Source organism: Xanthomonas arboricola pv. juglandis (assembly GCF_905367715.1).
In the GTDB taxonomy this organism is placed as follows: Bacteria; Pseudomonadota; Gammaproteobacteria; order Xanthomonadales; family Xanthomonadaceae; genus Xanthomonas; species Xanthomonas arboricola.
Map to the genome: position 1 here is coordinate 2301998 of NZ_HG999362.1, position 21014 is coordinate 2323011.

General features: G+C 64.9%; 14 protein-coding genes. 4 read left to right on the plus strand and 10 right to left on the minus strand.

The features are described 5' to 3' along the window. Positions 1-208: 208 nt before the first annotated feature. A complete protein-coding gene (gene acnA / locus KHN93_RS10135) occupies positions 209-2977 on the minus strand; it encodes an aconitate hydratase AcnA (protein ID WP_104559299.1) in 2769 nt (922 codons plus the stop codon). Positions 2978-3128: 151 nt separating this feature from the next. On the opposite strand from acnA, the gene KHN93_RS10140 reads away from it, so the two are divergent. From KHN93_RS10140 to KHN93_RS10155, 4 genes are all read left to right on the plus strand, one after another. Next, positions 3129-3377 carry an AbrB/MazE/SpoVT family DNA-binding domain-containing protein gene (locus KHN93_RS10140; protein WP_212579520.1) on the plus strand — a complete coding sequence of 83 codons (249 nt, stop codon included), beginning with the start codon at positions 3129-3131 and terminating at the stop codon, positions 3375-3377. Continuing rightward, the gene (locus KHN93_RS10145; protein WP_039515076.1) at positions 3374-3784 is read left to right on the plus strand and encodes a type II toxin-antitoxin system VapC family toxin; all 411 of its coding nucleotides are present in this window, start codon (positions 3374-3376) and stop codon (positions 3782-3784) included. The genes KHN93_RS10140 and KHN93_RS10145 overlap by 4 nt, the downstream gene beginning before the upstream one ends. A gap of 48 nt (positions 3785-3832) precedes the next feature. Beyond that, positions 3833-6424 carry a bifunctional aconitate hydratase 2/2-methylisocitrate dehydratase gene (gene acnB, locus KHN93_RS10150; protein ID WP_212579521.1) on the plus strand — a complete coding sequence of 864 codons (2592 nt, stop codon included), beginning with the start codon at positions 3833-3835 and terminating at the stop codon, positions 6422-6424. Positions 6425-6620: 196 nt separating this feature from the next. Next, complete coding sequence (locus tag KHN93_RS10155) at positions 6621-7502, plus strand: alpha/beta fold hydrolase (RefSeq protein ID WP_230582105.1); 882 nt, start codon at positions 6621-6623, stop codon at positions 7500-7502. Positions 7503-7840: 338 nt separating this feature from the next. Here the strand turns inward: KHN93_RS10155 and KHN93_RS10160 are convergent, their stop codons facing one another. The 9 genes from KHN93_RS10160 to KHN93_RS10200 all read right to left on the minus strand — a co-directional run bounded on the left by KHN93_RS10160 (position 7841) and on the right by KHN93_RS10200 (position 20938). Further along, positions 7841-10168 carry a sensor domain-containing protein gene (locus tag KHN93_RS10160; RefSeq protein WP_212579522.1) on the minus strand — a complete coding sequence of 776 codons (2328 nt, stop codon included), beginning with the start codon at positions 10166-10168 and terminating at the stop codon, positions 7841-7843. 6 nt (positions 10169-10174) lie between these two features. Continuing rightward, positions 10175-11251, minus strand: a complete 1077-nt coding sequence (locus KHN93_RS10165; protein WP_024937702.1) for a protein-glutamate methylesterase/protein-glutamine glutaminase — start codon at positions 11249-11251, stop codon at positions 10175-10177. Beyond that, on the minus strand, positions 11248-11844 hold the full coding sequence (gene cheD, locus KHN93_RS10170) for a chemoreceptor glutamine deamidase CheD (RefSeq protein WP_024937701.1): 597 nt from the start codon (positions 11842-11844) through the stop codon (positions 11248-11250). The genes KHN93_RS10165 and cheD overlap by 4 nt, the downstream gene beginning before the upstream one ends. Next, entirely contained in the window at positions 11841-12710 is an 870-nt protein-coding gene (locus KHN93_RS10175; RefSeq protein WP_024937700.1) for a CheR family methyltransferase, read from the minus strand. Before KHN93_RS10175 ends, cheD begins: the two co-directional genes overlap by 4 nt. A 207-nt stretch (positions 12711-12917) precedes the next feature. Continuing rightward, positions 12918-15299, minus strand: a complete 2382-nt coding sequence (locus KHN93_RS10180) for a methyl-accepting chemotaxis protein (RefSeq protein ID WP_212579523.1) — start codon at positions 15297-15299, stop codon at positions 12918-12920. Positions 15300-15383: 84 nt separating this feature from the next. Continuing rightward, entirely contained in the window at positions 15384-15767 is a 384-nt protein-coding gene (locus KHN93_RS10185; protein WP_005993867.1) for a hypothetical protein, read from the minus strand. 171 nt (positions 15768-15938) lie between these two features. Next, positions 15939-16424: a chemotaxis protein CheW gene (locus KHN93_RS10190; protein WP_016904902.1), complete on the minus strand. Its 486-nt coding sequence runs from the start codon at positions 16422-16424 to the stop codon at positions 15939-15941. 131 nt (positions 16425-16555) lie between these two features. Continuing rightward, the gene (locus KHN93_RS10195; protein ID WP_016904901.1) at positions 16556-17341 is read right to left on the minus strand and encodes a flagellar brake protein; all 786 of its coding nucleotides are present in this window, start codon (positions 17339-17341) and stop codon (positions 16556-16558) included. Between the two features lie 924 nt (positions 17342-18265). Further along, positions 18266-20938 carry a methyl-accepting chemotaxis protein gene (locus tag KHN93_RS10200; RefSeq protein ID WP_212579524.1) on the minus strand — a complete coding sequence of 891 codons (2673 nt, stop codon included), beginning with the start codon at positions 20936-20938 and terminating at the stop codon, positions 18266-18268. Between the last annotated feature and the right edge of the window lie 76 nt (positions 20939-21014).

Genomic DNA, 21014 nt, shown 5'->3' on the forward strand with positions numbered 1-21014 from the left:
CGGCGACTCCGGTGTGCGTCTCGCCAGGCGAGCGCGGCCGGTGTCTGGTGGCAAGGTATCTCTCCATCGCGCTGCGTTTGTGTGCAGCGTCTTGCTGCCTCCGACGATGCTTCGCTCGTCCAGCGTCGGCAAGTTCTGGCCACCCAAAACGACACTCCCGCCAGGCGGCGGGAGTGTCGTCGAGCTGATGGCGCAGCGCGCCTTGCGATCAGGCCGCCTTGCGTGCGGCCAGTTGGCGCAGCACGTACTGCAGCAGGCCGCCGTGCTTGAAGTACTCCACTTCCTTGGGCGTTAGCAGTAGCACCTTGACCTGGAACTGCTTGACGCTGCCGTCGGACTTTCTGGCATCCACGGTGGCACGGCGGCTGGCGCCGTCCTGCAGGCCGGTGATGTCCAGCACTTCCGAACCATCCAGGCCCAGCGTCTGCGCGTTTTCGTTCTCCAGGAACTGCAGCGGCAGCACGCCCATGCCGACCAGGTTGGAGCGGTGGATACGCTCGAAGCTCTCGGCGATCACCGCCTTGACGCCGAGCAGGTTGGTGCCCTTGGCCGCCCAGTCGCGCGAGGAGCCGGTGCCGTATTCCTTGCCGGCCAACACCACCAGCGGCACGCCGTCGGCCTTGTACTTCACTGCCGCATCGTAGATCGCCAGTTTTTCCGGCGCCGCGCCGTCCTTTCCGTAGTACAGCGTGTTGCCGCCTTCTTCGCCACCGAACATCAGGTTCTTGATGCGGATGTTGGCGAAGGTACCGCGCACCATCACGTCGTCATTGCCGCGGCGGCTGCCGTAGCTGTTGAAGTCGGCCGGTTGCACGCCGCGTTCCTGCAGGAAGCGGCCCGCCGGCGAATCCTTCTTTATGTTGCCGGCCGGCGAGATGTGGTCGGTGGTGATCGAGTCGCCGAACAGGCCCATGATGCGCGCACCGTGCACGTCCTCGACGTGGCCGACCTGCATGGTCATGCCGTCGAAGTAGGGCGGGTTCTTGATGTAGGTCGAGGCTGCGTCCCATTCGTACAGCGCACCATCCGGGGAGGCGATGGTGTTCCAGCGGCTGTCGCCCTTGAACACGTCGGCGTAGTTCTGCTTGAACATTTCCGGGCCGACGGTGGCGGCGATGGTGTCGCCGATTTCCTTGTTGCTCGGCCAGATATCGCGCAGATACACCGGCTGCCCGTCGCTACCGGTGCCCAGCGGATCGGTGGTGAGGTTGATGTCGGTGGTGCCGGCGATCGCGTACGCCACCACCAGCGGCGGCGAGGCGAGGTAGTTCATCTTCACTTCGGGATGCACGCGGCCTTCGAAGTTGCGGTTGCCCGACAACACCGAAGACACCACCAGGTCGTCCTTGGCGATCGCCGCAGACACATCGTCCGGCAGTGGGCCGGAGTTGCCGATGCAGGTGGTGCAGCCATAGCCGACCACGTAGAAACCGAGCGTTTCAAGATCGGCGAGCACGCCGGCCTTGCTCAGGTAATCGGTGACTACGCGCGAGCCCGGCCCGAGCGAGGTCTTCACCCACGGCTGCGCCTTCAGCCCCTTGGCAGCCGCGTTACGCGCGAGCAGGCCGGCGCCCAGCATCACTGCCGGGTTGGAGGTGTTGGTGCAGGAGGTGATCGCGGCGATCACCACCGAGCCGTCGCGCAGCTGCCAGCCGGCACCGCTGTCGGTGGAACTCTCGGCTTGCGCTGCCTTGGCGCCGACCGCGGTGCCGCCGCCGCCTTCGTTCTTCAGGCGGTCTTCCTGCTTGATATCGGTCAGGCGCTTGCTGCGCGCATCCACGAACGGCTTGAGGCTCTCGCGGAAGTTGGACTGCATGTCTTCCAGCAGCACGCGGTCCTGCGGGCGCTTGGGGCCGGCCAGCGACGGCTTGACCTCGCCCATGTCCAGCTCCAGTGTGGCGCTGTACTGCGCCGGCGGGGTGTTGGCGTCGTGCCACAGGCCCTGCGCCTTGGCATAGGCCTCGACCAGCGCGATCTGCTCCTCGCTGCGGCCGGACAGGCGCAGATAGGTCAGCGATTCGTCGTCGACCGGGAAGATGCCACAGGTGGCGCCGTATTCCGGTGCCATGTTGCCGATGGTGGCGCGGTCGGCCAGCGGCAGATGCTGCAGGCCTTCGCCGTAGAACTCGACGAACTTGCCGACCACACCGGCCTTGCGCAGCATCTGGGTGACGGTGAGCACCAGATCGGTGGCGGTGGCGCCTTCGGGCAGCTTGCCGCTGAGCTTGAAGCCGACCACCTGCGGAATCAGCATGGACGAGGGCTGCCCCAGCATTGCGGCTTCGGCCTCGATGCCGCCCACGCCCCAGCCCAACACGCCGATGCCGTTGATCATGGTGGTGTGGCTGTCGGTGCCGAACACGGTGTCCGGGTAGGCGATCTGTGTTCCGTCCTTGTCCTCGCTCATCACCACGCGCGCCAGATTTTCCAGGTTCACCTGGTGGACGATGCCGGTGTTGGGCGGCACCACCTTGAAGTTTTCGAACGCCTTCTGGCCCCAGCGCAGGAAGCCGTAGCGTTCCTGGTTGCGCTGGAACTCGATCTTGCCGTTGAGGTCGAGCGCATCGGCCGAGCCGAATACGTCCACCTGCACCGAGTGGTCGATGACCAGCTCGGAGGGGATCTGCGGGTTGATCTGGTCGGCGTTGCCGCCGAGCTTGACCACGGCATCGCGCATCGCGGCCAGGTCGACCACGCATGGCACGCCGGTGAAGTCCTGCAGCACCACGCGGGCGGGCATGAAGGCGATTTCGATATCGGGCTCGGCCTTGGGGTCCCACTTGGCGACCGCTTCGATATGGTCCTTGCCGACGGTGACACCGCCGTCCTCGTGCCGGAGCAGGTTCTCCAGCAGGATCTTCATCGAATAGGGCAGGTGGCCGATATCGAAGCGCTCGCCCAGCTTCGGCAGGCTGTAGTACTCGTAGCGCTTGCCGTGGACCTCAAGCGAGGTGCGGGTGGAAAAGGAATCGCTCATGCATCACTCCTATGGCTGCAGGCTGTAGGTCTGTTTGGAACAGTGTGACCAATTCAGTGTGTACGTTCGGTTGCAGGACAGGGTATGTGGCCTTGAGTACGACAAGTCAAGTATGTAAAATCGGCGCATACTTTCTGCCGGGGCCACCTCCATGGAAGCCACAGTTGCCGAACGCGGGCAGATCACGCTGCCCAAGGCCGTGCGCGATGCCCTGGGCCTGACCAAGGGCACCACGCTCAAGATCGAGCTCGACGGCGGGCGCATCATCCTGCGCAAGGACGTCAGCCAGGCGCTGCGCAAGGTGCGCGGCAAGTTCAAGCTGGTCGACGGGCTGACCAGCACCGACGAGGCGATGCGCGCCATCCGCGGCCGCGCCCCCGGGGATCCGTTCGACCCATGATTGCCCTGGATTCCTCGGTGCTGCTCGACATCCTGGTCGGCGATGCGGTCTACGGCGAGGTGTCGGAGATCTGCATCGGCGATGCGCTGGCGCGCGACGAAGTGGTGGTCTGCGATGCGGTGGTGGCCGAGGTGCTGGCCATGCTCGATACCCAGGTCGACCTGATGGAAACCCTGGCCTCGATCGGGGTGCGTTACGAAGCCACCCAGGAAGCGGCGGCGGTACGCGCCGGCCATATGAACAAGCGCTTCCGCGCGCGCGGCGGCAAGCGCGAGCGGGTGGTGGCCGATTTCCTGATCGGCGCCCACGCGATGCTCCAGTGCGACGGGTTGATCACCCGCGACGAGGGCTTTTTCCGCGACTACTTCAAGGGTTTGAAGATCGTTGTTCCCAAACCCGCAAGCTGATCCACGTTTCGCGTCTACACATTCACTGCTGTCTTTCGGAGAATCCGCATGTTGGAAGCCTACCGCCACCACGTTGCAGAGCGCGCCGCGCTCGGTATCCCGCCGCTGCCGCTGACCGCGCAGCAGACCGCCGAGGTCATCGAGCTGCTGAAGGCTCCGCCGGCGGGCGAAGAAGAATTCCTGGTCGAGCTGCTCAGCCAGCGCGTGCCGGCCGGCGTCGACGATGCCGCCAAGGTCAAGGCTTCGTACCTGGCTGCGGTGGCCTTCGGCACCGAGAAAACCGCGCTGATCAGCCCCACGTGTGCAACCGAGCTGCTCGGCACCATGCTGGGTGGCTACAACATCCAGCCGCTGATCGACCTGCTCGACAACGCCGAGCTGGGCGCCACCGCCGCCGAAGCGCTCAAGCACACCTTGCTGGTGTTCGACGCCTTCCACGACGTGCAGGAAAAGGCCGAAGCCGGTAATGCGCATGCGAAGGCGGTGCTGCAGAGCTGGGCCGATGCCGAGTGGTTCACCAGCAAGCCGGAAGTGCCGCAGAGCATGACCGTCACCGTGTTCAAGGTGCCGGGCGAGACCAACACCGACGACCTGTCGCCGGCCCCGGATGCCACCACGCGCCCGGACATCCCGCTGCACGCGCTGGCGATGCTGAAGAACAAGCGCGACGGCGCGGCCTTCGAGCCGGAAGAAGACGGCAAGCGCGGCCCGATCCAGGCCATCGCCGATCTCAAGGACAAGGGTCATCTGGTCGCCTACGTGGGCGATGTGGTCGGTACCGGTTCCTCGCGCAAGTCGGCGACCAACTCGGTGCTGTGGTGGACCGGCGAGGACATCCCGTTCATTCCGAACAAGCGCTTCGGCGGCGTGTGCCTGGGCAGCAAGATCGCCCCGATCTTCTACAACACGATGGAAGACGCCGGCGCGTTGCCGATCGAGCTGGACGTGTCGCAGATGGAGCACGGCGATGTGGTCGAGCTGCGTCCGTATGACGGCAAGGCGCTGAAGAACGGGCAGGTGATCGCCGAGTTCGCGATGAAGTCGGATGTGCTGTTCGACGAAGTGCGCGCCGGTGGCCGCATTCCTCTGATCGTTGGCCGCGGCCTGACCGCCAAGGCGCGCGAGTTCCTGGGCCTGCCGGCCTCGGACCTGTTCCGCCTGCCGATGGACCCGCCGGACACCGGCAAGGGCTTCTCGCTGGCGCAGAAGATGGTCGGCCGCGCCTGCGGCTTGCCGGAAGGCCAGGGCATGCGCCCGGGCACCTATTGCGAACCGAAGATGACCTCGGTGGGCTCGCAGGACACCACCGGCCCGATGACCCGCGATGAGCTCAAGGACCTGGCTTGCCTGGGCTTCTCGGCCGACCTGGTGATGCAGTCGTTCTGCCACACCGCCGCTTATCCGAAGCCGGTCGACGTCAAGACCCACCACACCTTGCCGGAGTTCATCTCCACCCGAGGCGGCGTGTCGCTGCGTCCGGGCGACGGCGTGATCCACAGCTGGCTCAATCGCATGCTGCTGCCCGACACCGTCGGTACCGGTGGCGACTCGCACACGCGTTTCCCGATCGGCATTTCGTTCCCGGCCGGCTCCGGCCTGGTGGCCTTCGCCGCCGCCACCGGCGTGATGCCGCTGGACATGCCCGAGAGCGTGCTGGTGCGCTTCAAGGGTGAGATGCAGCCGGGTGTGACCTTGCGTGACCTGGTCAACGCGATCCCGCTGTACGCGATCAAGGACGGTCTGCTGACCGTGGCCAAGCAGGGCAAGAAGAACATCTTCTCCGGCCGCATCCTGGAAATCGAAGGCCTGCCGAACCTGAAGGTGGAACAGGCGTTCGAGCTGTCCGATGCCTCGGCCGAGCGTTCGGCGGCCGGTTGCACCGTGCACCTGGACAAGGCGCCAATCATCGAATACCTGACCAGCAACATCACCCTGCTGCGCTGGATGATTGCCGAAGGCTATGCCGATGCGCGCACGCTGGGCCGCCGCATCAAGAAGATGGAAGAGTGGCTGGCCGATCCGCAGCTGCTGCAGCCCGATGCCGACGCCGAATATGCCGCCGTCATCGAGATCGACCTGGCCGACATCCACGAGCCGATCGTGGCGTGCCCGAACGACCCGGACGACGTCAAGACGCTGTCCGACGTGGCCGGTGCGGCGATCGACGAGGTGTTCATCGGTTCGTGCATGACCAACATCGGTCACTTCCGTGCCGCTGCCAAGTTGCTGGAAGGCAAGCGCGATATCCCGACCCGTCTGTGGGTTGCACCGCCGACCAAGATGGACGCCTCCGAGCTGACCAAGGAAGGCCATTACGGCACCTTCGGCGCTGCCGGCGCGCGTATGGAAATGCCGGGCTGCTCGCTGTGCATGGGCAACCAGGCGCAGGCACGCGAGGGCGCCACGGTGTTCTCCACCTCCACGCGTAACTTCCCGAATCGTCTGGGCCGCAACACCAACGTGTACCTGGGTTCGGCGGAACTGGCTGCGATCTGCTCGCGTCTGGGCCGCATCCCGACCAAGGACGAGTACATGGCCGATGTGGGCGTGATCAAGACCAGTGGCGATCAGATCTACCGCTACATGAACTTCGATCAGATCCAGGAATATCAGGACGTGGCCGACACCGTCGCTGCCTGATCCAGCTGCTTGATCACCTGTTCGAAGACGCCCGGCAATGCCGGGCGTTTTTCGTTATTCGGGCGATGACTTCGTTTTAGCTGCGTGATGTCGGGAGTTAAGGCAATCGCAGTTAACTCGGCTATCGCATTGCAACAAAAATCTGAAGTCGGCGGGTCTAGAGTGGCGCCGCTCCCATCGCTCTGATTGATCTCCAATGCCCACTTGCACGATCGCTGGTCAAACGCTGCACTACGCACAATACGGTCAAGGGTTTCCGGTGTTGCTTGGCCACAGTTATCTCTGGGACGCGGCCATGTGGGAGCCGCAGATCCAGGCGCTTTCGCAGCACTATCGGGTCATCGTTCCCGAGTTGTGGGGGCACGGGCAATCAGCAGCACTGCCAGCGGGCACACAGACGGTTGGCGATCTTGCCAAGCAGATGCTGCTGTTGCTGGATGCGCTGGAACTGCCGCAATGCGCGGTGGTCGGCCTGTCGGTCGGCGGCATGTGGGGCGCCGAGCTGGCATTGCTGGCACCGCAGCGCGTGCGCAGCCTGGTGCTGATGGATACCTTCCTGGGTGCCGAGCCGCAGGCCACGCAAACGCGTTATTTCGGTCTGCTCGATGCGATCGAAGCGGCCGGGCAGGTGACGCCTGCGTTGATCGAGGCGATCGTGCCGATCTTTTTCCGCCCCGGCATCGATCTGAAGTCCGCGCTGCCGGCTGCGTTTGCGCAGCGTCTGGCGGCGATGTCGGCCGAGCAGTTGCGTACATCCATCGTGCCGCTGGGCCGGCTGATCTTCGGGCGCGCGGATCGCCTGGAGGCAATGTCCGCGCTGAATCCGGCCAGCACCTTCCTGCTCGGTGGCGCAGACGATATTCCGCGGCCGCCGGAAGAATTGTGGTTGATGGCCGAGGTGATCGGTTGCGACTACGAGCTGATTCCCGATGCCGGACATATCGCATCGCTGGAGAATCCGGCGTTCGTCACCGCGCAGTTGCTGGGTTGGTTGAAGCGCACCGTGGCATCGGATTCGACGCGGATGGAAAGACGCGCGCTTGAAGGCAGCGCTCAGGCACAGGCACCGCTCTCATGATGTGCTGCTGATCTGGCGATCAGAACGACATCGTGCGTTGCTTGCAACCATAAGCACCGGCCACCCCACTTGGCGCTGCTTGCAACCATGAGCACCGACCACCTCACTTGGTCTTTGCCCGCTCACCGTCGCGGGACCTTACGCGGCATGGATGCCGCGTAAGAGCCTACAAGGACGTACTTGCGGCGTGTCCCGCGAGGGTGGGCGGGCAAGGACCCTGCACCGAAGCACCAGATCAGGTGCTTTGCCGTCTGGCAGGTTGCCTCGACCTGCTGATGCGTGCGTAAAAACGCTATGAGAATAGCCTGCCAAACCACGACGTAGTGTCGTGAGCCGCTCTAAGGCTGCGCGCCCAGCCAGGCTTCCAGTGCCGCTGCCGGCAACGGCCGCGAAAATAGATAGCCCTGCAGCACTTCGCAGCCGAGGTCGGCGAGGAACAGGCGTTGGGCTTCGTTTTCCACGCCTTCGGCAACCACGTGCTTGCGCAGATGCTCGCCGATGCGCAGCACCGAGGTGGTGAGGGCGCGGGCGTCTTCGCTGTGTTCGATGTCGCGCACGAAGCTCATGTCCAGCTTGAGCTCGTCGATCGGCAGGCGATGCAGGTGGCTCAGGCTGGAGTAGCCGGTGCCGAAGTCGTCCAGCGACAACGAGATGCCGGCTTCGCGGATGGCGTGCAGGTTTTCCAGGACGCCGGGTTGCCCGGAGAGCATCACGCTCTCGGTCATTTCCAGCGTGAGGTCGGAGGGCTGCGCGCCCATGTCGGCGATCAGGCGCAACAGGTCGCTGAGCATGCGCGGGCTTTCGAAGCTGCTCGCCGACAGGTTCACCGACACGCGCGACACCGGCACGCCACGCTTGCGCCAATCGGCGATCTGCCGGCAGGCGCTGCGCAGCACCCAGTCGTTGAGCTGCGGCATCATGCCTTGTTCTTCGGCCACGGGCAGAAACCGCGCCGGCGAAATGGCGCCCATTTGCGGATGATTCCAGCGCAACAGCGCTTCCACGCCGTACAGCGCGTGCGGTGCAGCGCTGTGCAACTGCGGTTGATAGTGCAGTTGCAGCTGATCGCGGCCGATCGCCTGGCGCAGCTCCGCTTCCAGCGCCACGCGCTCCTGCGCCATGCGGTTCATGTCGGAACTGAAGAAGCGGAACCGCCCACCGCCTTCCTGCTTGGCGCGATTCATGGCCAGATCGGCATGCCGCAGCAGGATGTTGATGTCGCGCCCATCCTCGGGAAACATCGCCACGCCGATACTGGCCGAGGGATGCACGGTCATGTGCCCAACCGGCAGCGGCCTGGCAATGGTGCCCAGCACGCGTTCTGCGGCGGCACTGGCCTGCTCGGCGCTGCATTGCGGCAGCGCGAGTGCGAATTCGTCGCCAGCCAGGCGCGCCAGCATGGCGGTGGCGGTCAGCTGTTCGCCGATGCGCAAGGCGATGTCGCGCAACAGGCCGTCGCCGGCGGCATGGCCCTGGCTGTCGTTGATCAACTTGAAGCGGTCGATGTTGATGAACATCAACGTGGCCGGTTCGCCGGCGTATTCGGCTTGCGTCAGGGCTTGCTCGGCGCGTGCGCTGAACATGATGCGGTTGGGCAGGCCGGTCAGCGCATCGTAGAACGCGAGTTGATGCACGCGTTGGCGGATCTGTTCGCGTTCCAGCGCCAGCGTGCACAGCTGCTGGCACAGATCGGTGAGGCGCACGTGCCAGGCATCGGCACGCTGCGCCTTGCGGTAGTACAGCGCGAAGGTACCGAGCACGCGTGCGCTGTTGGAGCGGATCGGCGTGCTCCAGCACGCGCGCAAGCCCATCGGTAGCAAGAGTTCGCGGAATTGCGCAAACAGCGGGTCGGTGGCGATGTCTTCCACCATCACCGGGCGGCCGCGCCAGGCGGCCGTGCCGCAGGCGCCTGCACCCGGCGCGATCTTCAAGCCGTTGACCGCATCGGCGTATTCCGGCGGCAGGCTCGGTGCGGCCAGCGAATGCAGGCAGCCCTGATTGTCCGCGCTCATGACCGTGGCCAGCACGTCCGGTGCGATGCGCTCGACCTCGGTGCAGATCAGCGTCATCACCTCGATCAGCGGCCGCTCCTGGACCAGGGCCTCGAGCACGCGGTGCTGCAGCACCTCATGCATCTTGGTGTCGGTGATGTCGGTCAGCACCGCCACGTAATGCGATGGCAGATGCCGGGCGTCGTAGATCGGATTGAAGTTGAGCGAGATCCACAGCGGCGTGCCGTCCTTGCGGTACACCAGCAGGTCGGCCTGGGTCTGCTGCAACGCGTCGGCGCGGTCGCGGATGCGCGCCACTTCTTCCTGGCCGCTTTGCGCGCGGGTGAGCACGTCCGACGGACGCTTGCCCACCAGTTCGGCTTCGGTGTAGCCGAACATGCGCTGGAAGCCCTCATTTGCGTAGAGCAGGCGCGATTGCAGATCGCAGATCAGGATCGCACTGCTGCTGCCGTCCAGCGCTTCGGCCAGCAGGCGTGAGCGCGTGACGTCGGGATGTTCGTCGGGCCTGGTTATGCCCGCGGTGAGCGGGCCGGGCTTGATCATCCCGGGGGCGGGCGCGTGATCTGCCGGCGCATCCGCCGTCGCCAGCGAGGCGGTTCCCGTAATGCCGGGAGCCGCCGCCTGTTGGGTCGGATGCGGGGGACGGGCCATCATGCCGGATCAGCGTGCCTGTGCCGACAGCGCGATCAGGCGCTCGGCAACGCGGTTCAGCGGCACCACTTCCTGCGCGGCACCGAGCTTGTAGGCGGCGCCGGGCATGCCCCACACCACGCTGCTGGCTTCGTCCTGCACCAGCGTGGGCGCGCCGGCCTGCAGCATTTCCAGCAGGCCGCGTGCACCGTCGTCACCCATGCCGGTGAGGATGGCGCCGACCGCATTCGGGCCGGCGTTGGCGGCGACGGAGCGGAACAGCACGTCCACCGCCGGCTTGTGGCGATTGACCGGCGGGCCGTCGTCGATGCGGCAGCGCCAGCGCGCACCGTCGCGGATGATGCGCAAGTGCTGGCCGCCCGGCGGCAGGTAGGCGTGGCCCGGCAGGATCGCCTCGCCATCGCTGGCCTCGCGCACCGACATCGCCGAGTGGCGATTGAGGCGCTCGGCGAAGGCGGTGCTGAAGCTAGCCGGCAGATGCTGGGTCATCACCACCGCCGGGGCATCGGCAGGCATGTGTTCGAGCACCACGCGCAGGGCTTCGGTGCCGCCGGCGGAGGCGCCGATGGCGATCAGGCGGTCGGTGGTGCGGAAGCGCAGCGCGCTGCCGGGTACCGGGGCGGACTGCATGTCCAGGGTGACCTTGGGCGCGCTGGGACGATTGAGCGCGCTGACCTTGGCCTTGGAGGCCATCTTGACCTTGCTGACGATCTCTTCCGCGTAGCCTTCCAGCCCGCGTGCGACGTCGATCTTGGGCTTGGAGACGAAATCCACCGCACCCAGCGACAGGGCCTGCAAGGTGGTGTCGGCGCCACGCTCGGTCAGCGACGAAATCATCACCACCGGGGTGGGGCGCAGGCGCATCAGGTTTTCCAGAAACACCAGGCCGTCCATGCGCGGCATTTCCACATCCAGCGTGATCACGTCCGGATTGAGGCGTTTGATCTTTTCGCGCGCCAGGATCGGGTCGGCGGCCGAGCCGATCACCTCGATGCCGGCATCGCGCGAGAGGATTTCGGTCAGCATCTGGCGTACGACCGCCGAGTCGTCGACGATCAATACACGCACAGGAGTTTCCAGCGTCATTCGAACAACTCCACTCCACCGGTAACCGGTGCTTTGGACAGACGGGCGCGCACGGCCGATTCGGCGGCGGCGACTTCGGCTTCGTGTGCATGCGGCAAACGCTGCACGACCACGCGTCCGGTCGTCGGGAAGAACCACACCTTGCGCGGATGGATGCCGCACAGATCTTCGGCAATGATGGGAATGTGTTCGGCCTGCAGATACTGGCGCACGAACTCGGCGTTGCGGGTGCCGACCGGGTTGCTGGTGAAGCCCTTGAGCACGTTGGCGCCACCGAAGACCTTGGCTTCGATGCGTTTGCGATGCGCGCCGCGCTTGAGCATGTCGTTGATCAGCAACTCCATCGCATAACTGCCGTAACGCGCGGGTGCGCCATCGCCGACCTGGCCCTCCGGCAACAGGAAGTGATTCATGCCGCCGATCTTCAGGACCGGGTCGCGCAGGCAGGCGGCAACGCACGATCCCAAGGTGGTCGTCAACGCGGTGTCGTCGTCGACCACCAGGTACTGGGTGGGCAGCAGCTTGGCGGTGATGGTCTGGAACCGCGAATCGCGGTAGCGCATGACATCGTCGACCTGCACGGCGGTACTCATGCAGACGCTCCCGCGCGCGGGCTGCGCCGATACAGCGTGCGCCCGCACGGCTGGATCAGATCGGCCGCGTGCAGGTAGTTCTCCGAATGCCCGGTGTAGAGCAGACCATCGTCGCCCATATGGCTGACCAGCCGCGACAGGATGCCGCGCTGGGTCGGCTTGTCGAAATAGATCATCACGTTGCGGCAGAACAGCGCCGCGTACGGGCCGCCGACATCGTAACGCGGTGCCAGCAGGTTCAGCTGGCGGTATTCGATGAGTTGGCGCAACGCCGGGATGACCCGGCACTTGCCTTCGTTGGGACCGCTGCCGCGCTGGAAGTACTTGCGCTTGATCGATGCGTCCAGCGAGGCGACGCGGTCGATGGCGTAGACGCCGCGCGAGGCGGTTTCCAGCACCTGGGTGTCGACGTCGGTGGCGACGATGCTGACCGGCGGGGTCAAGGTGCCGAAGGCTTCGCAGGCGGTGATGGCGATGGAGTAGGGCTCCTCGCCGGTCGAGGCCGCGCACGACCAGATCTTCAACGGCGCCTGCGAGGCGCGCTTTTGCAGTTCTTCGCGCAGCTTGTCGAAGTGGTGCGGCTCGCGGAAGAACGAGGTCAGATTGGTGGTCAGCGCGTTGGTGAACGCCTGCCATTCCTCTTCGTCGTTGCCTGCTTCCAGCTGGTCCAGGTAGTCACGGAAGGAGCGCAGGCCGAGCACGCGAAGACGACGCGACAACCGGCCATACACCATGTCGCGCTTGGCCGGAGCCAGGGCGATGCCGACACGCTGATAGATCAGGTCGCAGACGCGCTTGAAATCGCGGTCGCCAAAATCAAATTCGCGTGTGTCTGAAGCGGAAGTCGAGGTGGTCGTCATATCCATGCGCGTCGTTAGCTATGACTGGATATCGGCCACGTGGTCATGCAACTGAAGCACCAATCACGTATTGCAGACAGTCGGGTCTGCTGACGGTGCCCGGCGCGGTGTGGGCGGTGCGATCGCACCCGGCGGCGGGGCAGTGCGCGCTGCGCCGAGCGCAGATACACAAAGCCCCGGCAGTGCCGGGGCTTTGTGGGGGACAACGGTGGATCAGAACTCTTGCCAGTTACCGTCGGCCAACGCGGCCTGCGGCTTGGCCGGCCGTGACGAGGTGGCCGCTGCGCGCGCCGCCGGCTTGGCTGCGGACTTCACCGCCACCGGGCGCGAGGCGACCGCGCGCACGCGCGCGGCCGGGGAGGCCTGGGCGGCCGGCTCGTCCAGCTTGAACACCGACACCGCTTCTGCCAGGTGGCCGGCCTGCTCTTCCATCGAGCGTGCGGCCGCAGTGGCTTCTTCCACCAGGGCGGCGTTCTGCTGGGTGGTTTCGTCCATCTGGGTGATGGTCTGGTTGACCTGCTCGATGCCGGCCGACTGTTCCTGCGAGGCGGCGGAGATCTCGCCCATGATGTCGGTCACGCGCTGCACGCTGGCCACGATCTCGGCCATGGTCGCACCGGCCTTGCGCACCAGTGCCGAACCCTCGGCCACCTTGTGCACGGAGTCGTCGATCAAGCCCTTGATCTCCTTGGCCGCACCGGCCGAACGCTGTGCCAGCGTGCGTACTTCCGAGGCGACCACGGCAAAGCCGCGACCCTGTTCGCCGGCACGGGCGGCTTCCACCGCTGCGTTCAAGGCCAGGATGTTGGTCTGGAACGCGATGCCGTCGATCACCGAGATGATGTCGGCAATCTTCTTGGACGAGGCTTCGATGCCCGACATGGTGGTGACCACCTGCGAGACCACGTCGCCGCCCTGCGAGGCCACGCCGGTGGCGCCGATGGCCAGCTGGTTGGCCTGACGGGCGCTTTCGGCGTTCTGCCGGACGGTGGAGGTGAGCTCCTCCATCGAGGCAGCGGTTTCTTCCAGGTTGGCGGCCTGCTGCTCGGTACGATGCGACAGGTCGCTGTTGCCGGAGGCAATCTCGCCGGCCGCCGAGTTGATCGCGGTGGACGAGACCTTGATGCGCCCGACGATGTCGGCCAGCTGCTCGGCGGTGGCATTGGCATCGTCGCGCATCTGGGCGAACACGCCGCTGAATTCGCCATGCATGCGCACGGTCAGGTCGCCGCGCGATAGCGCCGACAGCAGTGCGGAGATCTGCTCCAGGCTGCCAGCGTTGGCATCCAGCAGGCCGTTGAGCTGCTGGGCCAGCTGCAGGAAGAAGCCCTGCTTGCCGTCGGTTTCCACCCGGCCGCTCATGTCGCCGCTGGCGGCGGCACGCACGATGCGGGCGACTTCCTCTTCAACCTGGACTTCGATGGTGCGGTCGCGCCATTCGCAGACATCGCCGGTGCTTTCGCCCTGCTCGTTCTTGATGACGGTGACGGTCTGCATCATCACAAACTCGCCGTAGCGCTCTTCGAAGCTGGTGATGCCGTCGCGTTCCAGTGCTGCGATGGCCTTGCGCACGGTCGTTTCGGGCAGGCCGAGGTAGCTGATGTGCTGGCCGATGATCTTGCCGGCTTCAAAATCGGGCGAGGACAGACGAATGCTGCCTTCGTAATGCGTGACCAGCTTCATGAACGCCTCGTTGGCGTAGATCATGACCCGATCGGCGTTGGTGATGAAGGTGCTGGTGGACGATTTGTCCAGCGCGGTACGGATGCGCAGGTTTTCGTCGGCAATCTTCTGATCGCGTTCGATGCGTTCCTTCAGGTCGCGCTGCATGCGGTGCATGGAGCGCATCAGTTCGCCCACTTCGTCCTGGCCCTGCACATTGATCTGGCCATCCAGCTTGCCGCTGGCGATTTCGGTGGCGGTGGAAACGGCGCCGCGCATGCTCTTGACGATGGAACGTGCGAACAGGAATGCCAGGCCCAGGCCGCCGGCGATGCCGATCAACAGCACCATCACGGTCAGCGAGACCGAGGTGGCATGGACTTTTTCGGCCTTGCTCTTGGCAGCCTGCGCCAACTTGTTGTCTTCGACGATCAACGCGGCCAGCGAATCCTTGGCCTTGTTGTGCAGGGTGCGGGTCTCGCCGACAAAGGTGTCGACGGCATCGTCGGGCAGATTGAGCTCGACCATTTCGTCGACGCTGGCGTAGGAGGCCGCTGCCTTCTTCCAGTCCGCCACGAACACGTCGAACAACTTCTTCTGCTGCGGGCTCTCGATCAGGCGGGGGTAGCCCTTGATCGTGGCTTCGATTTCGCCATGGAGCCGCTTGGCGCGGACCTTGGCTTCCTGCTTGACCGAGTCGCTGGCGCGCACCAGATTCTGATAAGACGCATTTCGATATTCGCCGAGCATGCCGCGCAGGTCGCCTGCTTCGCGCACGCTGGACATGGTATTGCCGGCCAGATCGCGGGTGACGTTATTGAGCGACGCCAGGCCGGCATAGGCGATGATGCCCTGCACCAGCATGATCAGCAGCACGATGCCGAACGCCAGCATCAGCTTGGGCATCAATTTCAGATTGTTGATCCATTGCATTGACACGATTCCCCGATAGAAGTCAGTGCGCATAACCGCAAACAGCAGATCGCCACGCGCGAGGGCGTGGCGATCTGTGGGCGATTACTTGATGGTGGCCAGCTTCAGGCTGGCCGGCGAGCTGACTTCGATTTCGGCACGCGAGCTGTCGCGCTGGATCTTGCCGAGCACACAGACGTCCTTGCCTTCCAGGCTTTCCGGGGCAAAGCTGAACTTGCCGCGGTTGGCGCCGTCGATGCGGGCCGAGAAGGTGTGACGCGGGAACATGCCGCCCATGTACAGGAAGGTGGGTTCACCTTCCGAGCTCTGGGCGTACTTGGCCTTTTCGACCTTGCCGCACACCATGCCGTCCTTGCCGACGAAACGGGTCGCCATTTCCGGCGGAATCATTTCCTGCGACTGAGCCGACAGCGTGGGAGCAACGATCACGAGAGCAGCGACGGGGAGGAGCGAGAGCAGGAACTTCATTGGGATTCTCCAGAATCAAAAGTCGAACGGTGACCCGTTTGTGTACGCGGGCTTCTATTCAGCTATCGGCTAGCCGCCGTTCAACTTGAATCCGAAAAACGTGATTTCTATCTCACTTCAACTTCGTTGTGCGTCTCGTGTCGGGAAGCTCCCGACACCAGATGGTCTGAATCAGGCCGCTTCTTCGGCCAGCTGCTGCTGACCGAGCTCGGTGCTGTCCAGCAGGGTCTCGATATCCAGCAGGATCAGCATGCGATCGTCCTGGGTGCCGATGCCCGAGATGAAGCGGGTGTCGACCGAGGCGCCAAATTCGGGGGTGGGGCGGATCTGGTCGTCGTTGAGCGGAATCACGTCCGAGACGCTGTCCACCACGATGCCGACCACGCGGTCTTCGACGTTGAGCACGATCATCACGGTGAAGGCGTCGTAGCGCGCTTCTTTCAGGCGCAGCTTCAGGCGCAGGTCGATCACCGGCACGATGGTGCCGCGCAGGTTGATCACACCCTTGATGTAGTCCGGTGCGTCGGGCAGGCGGGTGACCGAATCGTAGCCACGGATTTCCTGCACCTTCAGGATGTCCACGCCGTAGTGTTCTTCGCCCAAGGCGAAGCTGAGGAATTCACCACCGGTGCCGGTGGTCGTGCTTTTGTCGTTCATGGAAACTCCGGGCGTTGCGGCTGAGTGTCGGATTGCAGCTATAGGAAAAGCATGCGGATGAGGATTGCCCTAGCAACATCGGCGCAGCGCAGGGCAACTTTAGCCGCGCGCCGTGGCTGGTGCGGGTGGGTTCAGAACACGCCGCTCTTGCGCGCATTGCGCTGGCGGTCGACCCGGAAGATATAGCGCTGGATGGTCTCGTCGGCGCCGCGTGGCAGGTCGCTGAACTGCATGCCGACGCGGAAACCTTCGCTGCCGTTGGGCAGGGTTTGCTTGTATTGGCTGCACACCGTTAGCGGCAGGGTGATCGGCGCGGTGTCGGGCAACTGCAGCGTGCAGTTGCGGTAGGTGCGCTGCGGTTCGAGCAGGGGCATGCCATCGGTGAGCGAGACCGCCAGGCCACCGCTGCTGATATCGATCACGCGCAGCTGCAGGTTGAGATTGCCGCCCTGTGCTTCATCCTGGCGAATGATGCAGACGGGCGAGTCGGTGATCGGCGTTTCCAGCCGGTATGACTCGCGACGCTGCAGGTGATACATCGCCTCGGGCAGCTCGGCGCGGAAGGCAACGTGGATGTCGCGCTCCAGCCGCTCGGGCGTTTCCAGGCGGAAGCGGATATTGACCCGTTCCAGCTGCGCATAGCACAGCAGGTACTTGGCGTCCTGGATGGCGCGGTTGGAGGCTTCGTTGTGGCTGCCGTCCAGAATCACGCAGTCGTCGTCTTCGTCCACCTCGAGCACGGCGGTGGGCACGGCCATGTCGCGCCCGGCCACATGCATGGTCACGATGGCGCGCTGGTCGAGCAACTGGCGCAGCAGGCCACGGATCTGCCGTTTGTTGCGCAGCAGATAGCGCTCGTCACCTTCGGCAAGGTGGTCGGCATCGTGGTCCAGCTCTGAGGTATCGCCTTGGGACATGGGCACAGGCACTGTGGATGCGGGAAGGCGCCGGAACGGTTGTCCCGGCGTCGCCTTGATATCGGCGGCAAAACGAAATCTTTAAGAGCAGCTGACAAAAACTATTGCATGAAGCGTTGGTTGCTTTGGGTGTTCTGTTCCCAGTGGCTGGATAGTGCACATGGATCAAGTGTAGAGCGCGTGGTCCTGCCGCTTGGCTGCAGGGTCCTTGCCCGCCCACCATCGCGGGACACGCCGCAAGTACGTCCGTGTAGGCTCTTACGCGGCATCCATGCCGCGTAAGGTCCCGCGACGGTGGGCGGGCAAGGACCAGTGGAAATGGTCGGTTTGCGCGGTTCCAGGCCTCTTTTTTAGTTGCTTTGTTTCGATGGACTTGGGTAGTGCAGATATATAAGTCGCAGAGCGGGTGATCTGCGACTTTGCTGCAGGGCCCTTGCCCGCCCACCATCGCAGGACACGCCGCAAGTACGTCCTTGTAGGCTCTTACGCGGCATCCCTGCCGCGTAAGGTCCCGCGACGGTGGGCGGGCAAGGACCAGTGGAGATGGTCGCTGTGCACGGCAAGAGCTGTGCTTGATGCGCGTTGTTCGGATCCTCGTGCGTCCGAAAATCTTCCCATCGCAAGCCGAGCAATAAGCTTTCAAGAAAGCAGCCGACCAACTGTCTGGTGCGGTGTACTTGCCGGTTGCGGGACCCTTGGCGGCATGGATGCCGCCAAGGAGCCTCCATGGACGGATCCACGGCGTGTCCCGCGAACGGTGAGGGCACCGCGCACTCGACTCACTGAGCTTTTGATTCAATCAGCGGATCGCGTCTAAACGACGCGACGCAGTCTCGACTGACGGATTAACGGCCTGTCCCTCAAGCGGCGAGGGCATCGCGCCCTCGACTTACATATTCGATGGGCGCGTCGTCGTCTGTCGCATCAGGTGTAGGCGTGGCGTGCGTTGGCCAGCAAGGTGTTCAGTTGGTCCTGCTGTTCCAGGCGGAACACAGCCACTGCATCCACCAGTTGCGCAGCCTGGTCTTCCATCGCGCGTGCAGCCGCGGTGGCTTCTTCCACCAGCGCGGCGTTCTGCTGGGTGGTTTCGTCCATCTGGGTGACGGTCTGGTTGACCTGGGTGATGCCGGCGGCCTGCTCGCGCGAGGCGCTGGTGATCTCGCTCATGATGTCGGTGACGCGCTGCACCGAGCTGACCACCTGCTGCATGGTGCTGCCGGCTTCGGACGCCAGTGCGGCGCCGTTGCCGATGCGGGTGACCGAGTCCTGGATCAGGTGCTTGATCTCCTTGGCTGCGCCGGCGGAACGCTGTGCGAGCGTACGTACTTCCGAGGCGACCACGGCGAAGCCGCGTCCCTGTTCGCCGGCGCGCGCGGCTTCCACTGCCGCGTTCAAGGCCAGGATATTGGTCTGGAAGGCGATGCCGTCGATGACGCCGATGATCTCGGCGATCTTCTTGGACGAGGTATCGATGTCGGCCATGGTGGTGACCACGCGGCCGACCACATCGCCGCCCTGGGCCGCCACGCCGGCGGCGTCCAGCACCAGCCGATTGGCCTGGTCGGCGTTGTCGGCATTCTGCTTGACGGTGGCGGTGAGCTCCTCCATCGAGGCGGCGGTTTCTTCCAGGGCCGCGGCCTGCTGTTCGGTGCGACGCGACAGGTCGCCATTGCCGGTGGCGATCTCGGTGGCGGCCGAGTTGATCGCCAGCGAGGAGTCCTTGATCCGGCGCACGATGCCGGCCAGCTGGTCGGCAGTGGCATTGGCATCATCGCGGATGGTGGCGAACACGCCTTGCAGGTCGCCGTCCATGCGCGCGGTCAGATCGCCCTGCGACAACGCAGAGAGCAGGGCGGACACGCGCGACAGCCCGTCCGCATTGTTGTCCAGCAGCGCGTTGAGTTGCTGGGCGAGCAGCAGCAGGAAGCCTTGCTTGCCTTCCAGGCCGACGCGCTCGCTCAGGTCGCCGGCAGCGGCGGCCTGCACGATGCGTGCGACCTCCTGTTCCACCTGGACTTCCTGGGTGCGGTCGGCCCACTCGACCACAAAGCCCATGCGCTCGCCGGCCGCGCCCAGCACCGGGTTGACCACCAGCCGCATGGTGCGGCCACCGACATGGATCTGCGCGGTGTGCGTGCCGGTGAGCTGGTCGAGCATGCGTGCCTGGTGTTCGGGCTTGCGATGGAACTGGTCGATGCTGGCATCGATCAGCGCATCGGCATCGAAGTTGGGCAGGTCGCGGCGCAGTTCGTCCTGCACGCTCTTGAGCATGCGTTGCAGCGGGCGGTTGACGTAGATGATGCGGCGATCGGCATCGGCGATCATCACGTTGGTGCTGACATCGTCCAGCGCGGTGCGCACGCGCAGCGCTTCGCTGGCGATCAGCTGATCGCGTTGCAGCCGCGCGCGCAGGTCGTCGCGCATGGCGCGTGCATTGAGCAGCAGGCGACCGAGTTCGTCGTGGCGGTCGATCTCGATCGGGTTGTCCAGGCGCCCGGCAGCCACATCGCCGAGTACGCGTTCCACCGCCAGCAGCGGGCGGGTGACCATCTTGCGCGCGGCGATGAAGACCACTGCAATGCACAGGCCCAGCACCACCAGCGAGAACAGCAGCATGCTGCCCATCAGCTCGTCCAGCGGGCCGTCGATGGCGCTGCGCGGCTGGGTGCCGATCACCGCCCACTGCCACGGCGCGTAGCGCTGGGCGGTGACTTCGAAGGCCTGGGCGTTGCCCTGGGCATCGCGCAACTGCAGGTTGGCGCTGGGCTGCTTGCCGTCCAGCACCGACTGCAGCAGCGATTGCTGCTTGCCCGGCACCAGCGCCGCCAGCGTGGCCGGTGTGCCCGGCGGTGCGGCGATGACCTGGCCCTGGTGCTCGCCCGGCGCCATGTCGACGATGAGGAAATAACCGTCCTGGCCCAGCTTGGTGGTGCTGACCTGCGCCTTCAGCGCGGCTAGGCCCTGGGTGTAGTTGCGCCCGACGAACAGTGCGCCGATCACCTCGCCGGCGGCATTGCGCAGCGGCTGGTAATGGGTCATGTACTGCTCGCCGAACAGCTGCGCCTGGCCGGTGAAGGCCTTGCCTTGCGACAGCGCAGCGTAGGCCTTGCCCTTGCGGTCGAGCAGGGTGCCTATCACGCGCTCATTCTGCTTGTTGCGCAGCGAGGTGGTGATGCGCACGAAGTCGTCACCGGTGCGCGCGAAGATCGTGGCGACCCCGCCGGCGGTCTGCGCAAAGCGATCCACCGCGTCGAAGTTGAGATTCAATGCCTGCTTGCCGGCCCGCAGCGACGGCGTCTGCTGCGCGCCGATGGCGACGGTGCTGGCGGTGTCGAGAGTGCGCTCGCCGCTGGGGAGCATGGTCTCGAATACGCTGCCCAGGCGCTGGGTGCCCTCGGTCAGGGTGACGTCGTACATCGCCACCGACTGCTGCATCAACCGGGTGCTGGAGCGCAGCTCGGCCTTGACCTGGGATTCGATGTCGTCGGCGGACTGGCGGTAGATGGTCAGGGCCAGCAGGCCGAGGGAGAGCGCAATCACCAACGTCAGCAGCGCGGACAGCCGGGTGCCGACGGACAGGCGGTTGAAGGAGTGCATGAGGGATCGACCTTGCCCGGGGGAGGGCGTTACGGATGCGTGAAGTCGATAGCGGCCGTTTATGCAATTAATTGAT

Excerpts from the sequence above, each read along its gene's own strand:
- acnA (WP_104559299.1), bottom strand. The coding sequence starts at position 2,977 with ATGAGCGATTCCTTTTCCACCCGCACCTCGCTTGAGGTCCACGGCAAG.
- KHN93_RS10140 (WP_212579520.1), top strand. The coding sequence starts at position 3,129 with ATGGAAGCCACAGTTGCCGAACGCGGGCAGATCACGCTGCCCAAGGCC.
- KHN93_RS10145 (WP_039515076.1), top strand. The coding sequence starts at position 3,374 with ATGATTGCCCTGGATTCCTCGGTGCTGCTCGACATCCTGGTCGGCGAT.
- acnB (WP_212579521.1), top strand. The coding sequence starts at position 3,833 with ATGTTGGAAGCCTACCGCCACCACGTTGCAGAGCGCGCCGCGCTCGGT.
- KHN93_RS10155 (WP_230582105.1), top strand. The coding sequence starts at position 6,621 with ATGCCCACTTGCACGATCGCTGGTCAAACGCTGCACTACGCACAATAC.
- KHN93_RS10160 (WP_212579522.1), bottom strand. The coding sequence starts at position 10,168 with ATGATGGCCCGTCCCCCGCATCCGACCCAACAGGCGGCGGCTCCCGGC.
- KHN93_RS10165 (WP_024937702.1), bottom strand. The coding sequence starts at position 11,251 with ATGACGCTGGAAACTCCTGTGCGTGTATTGATCGTCGACGACTCGGCG.
- cheD (WP_024937701.1), bottom strand. The coding sequence starts at position 11,844 with ATGAGTACCGCCGTGCAGGTCGACGATGTCATGCGCTACCGCGATTCG.
- KHN93_RS10175 (WP_024937700.1), bottom strand. The coding sequence starts at position 12,710 with ATGGATATGACGACCACCTCGACTTCCGCTTCAGACACACGCGAATTT.
- KHN93_RS10180 (WP_212579523.1), bottom strand. The coding sequence starts at position 15,299 with ATGCAATGGATCAACAATCTGAAATTGATGCCCAAGCTGATGCTGGCG.
- KHN93_RS10185 (WP_005993867.1), bottom strand. The coding sequence starts at position 15,767 with ATGAAGTTCCTGCTCTCGCTCCTCCCCGTCGCTGCTCTCGTGATCGTT.
- KHN93_RS10190 (WP_016904902.1), bottom strand. The coding sequence starts at position 16,424 with ATGAACGACAAAAGCACGACCACCGGCACCGGTGGTGAATTCCTCAGC.
- KHN93_RS10195 (WP_016904901.1), bottom strand. The coding sequence starts at position 17,341 with ATGTCCCAAGGCGATACCTCAGAGCTGGACCACGATGCCGACCACCTT.
- KHN93_RS10200 (WP_212579524.1), bottom strand. The coding sequence starts at position 20,938 with ATGCACTCCTTCAACCGCCTGTCCGTCGGCACCCGGCTGTCCGCGCTG.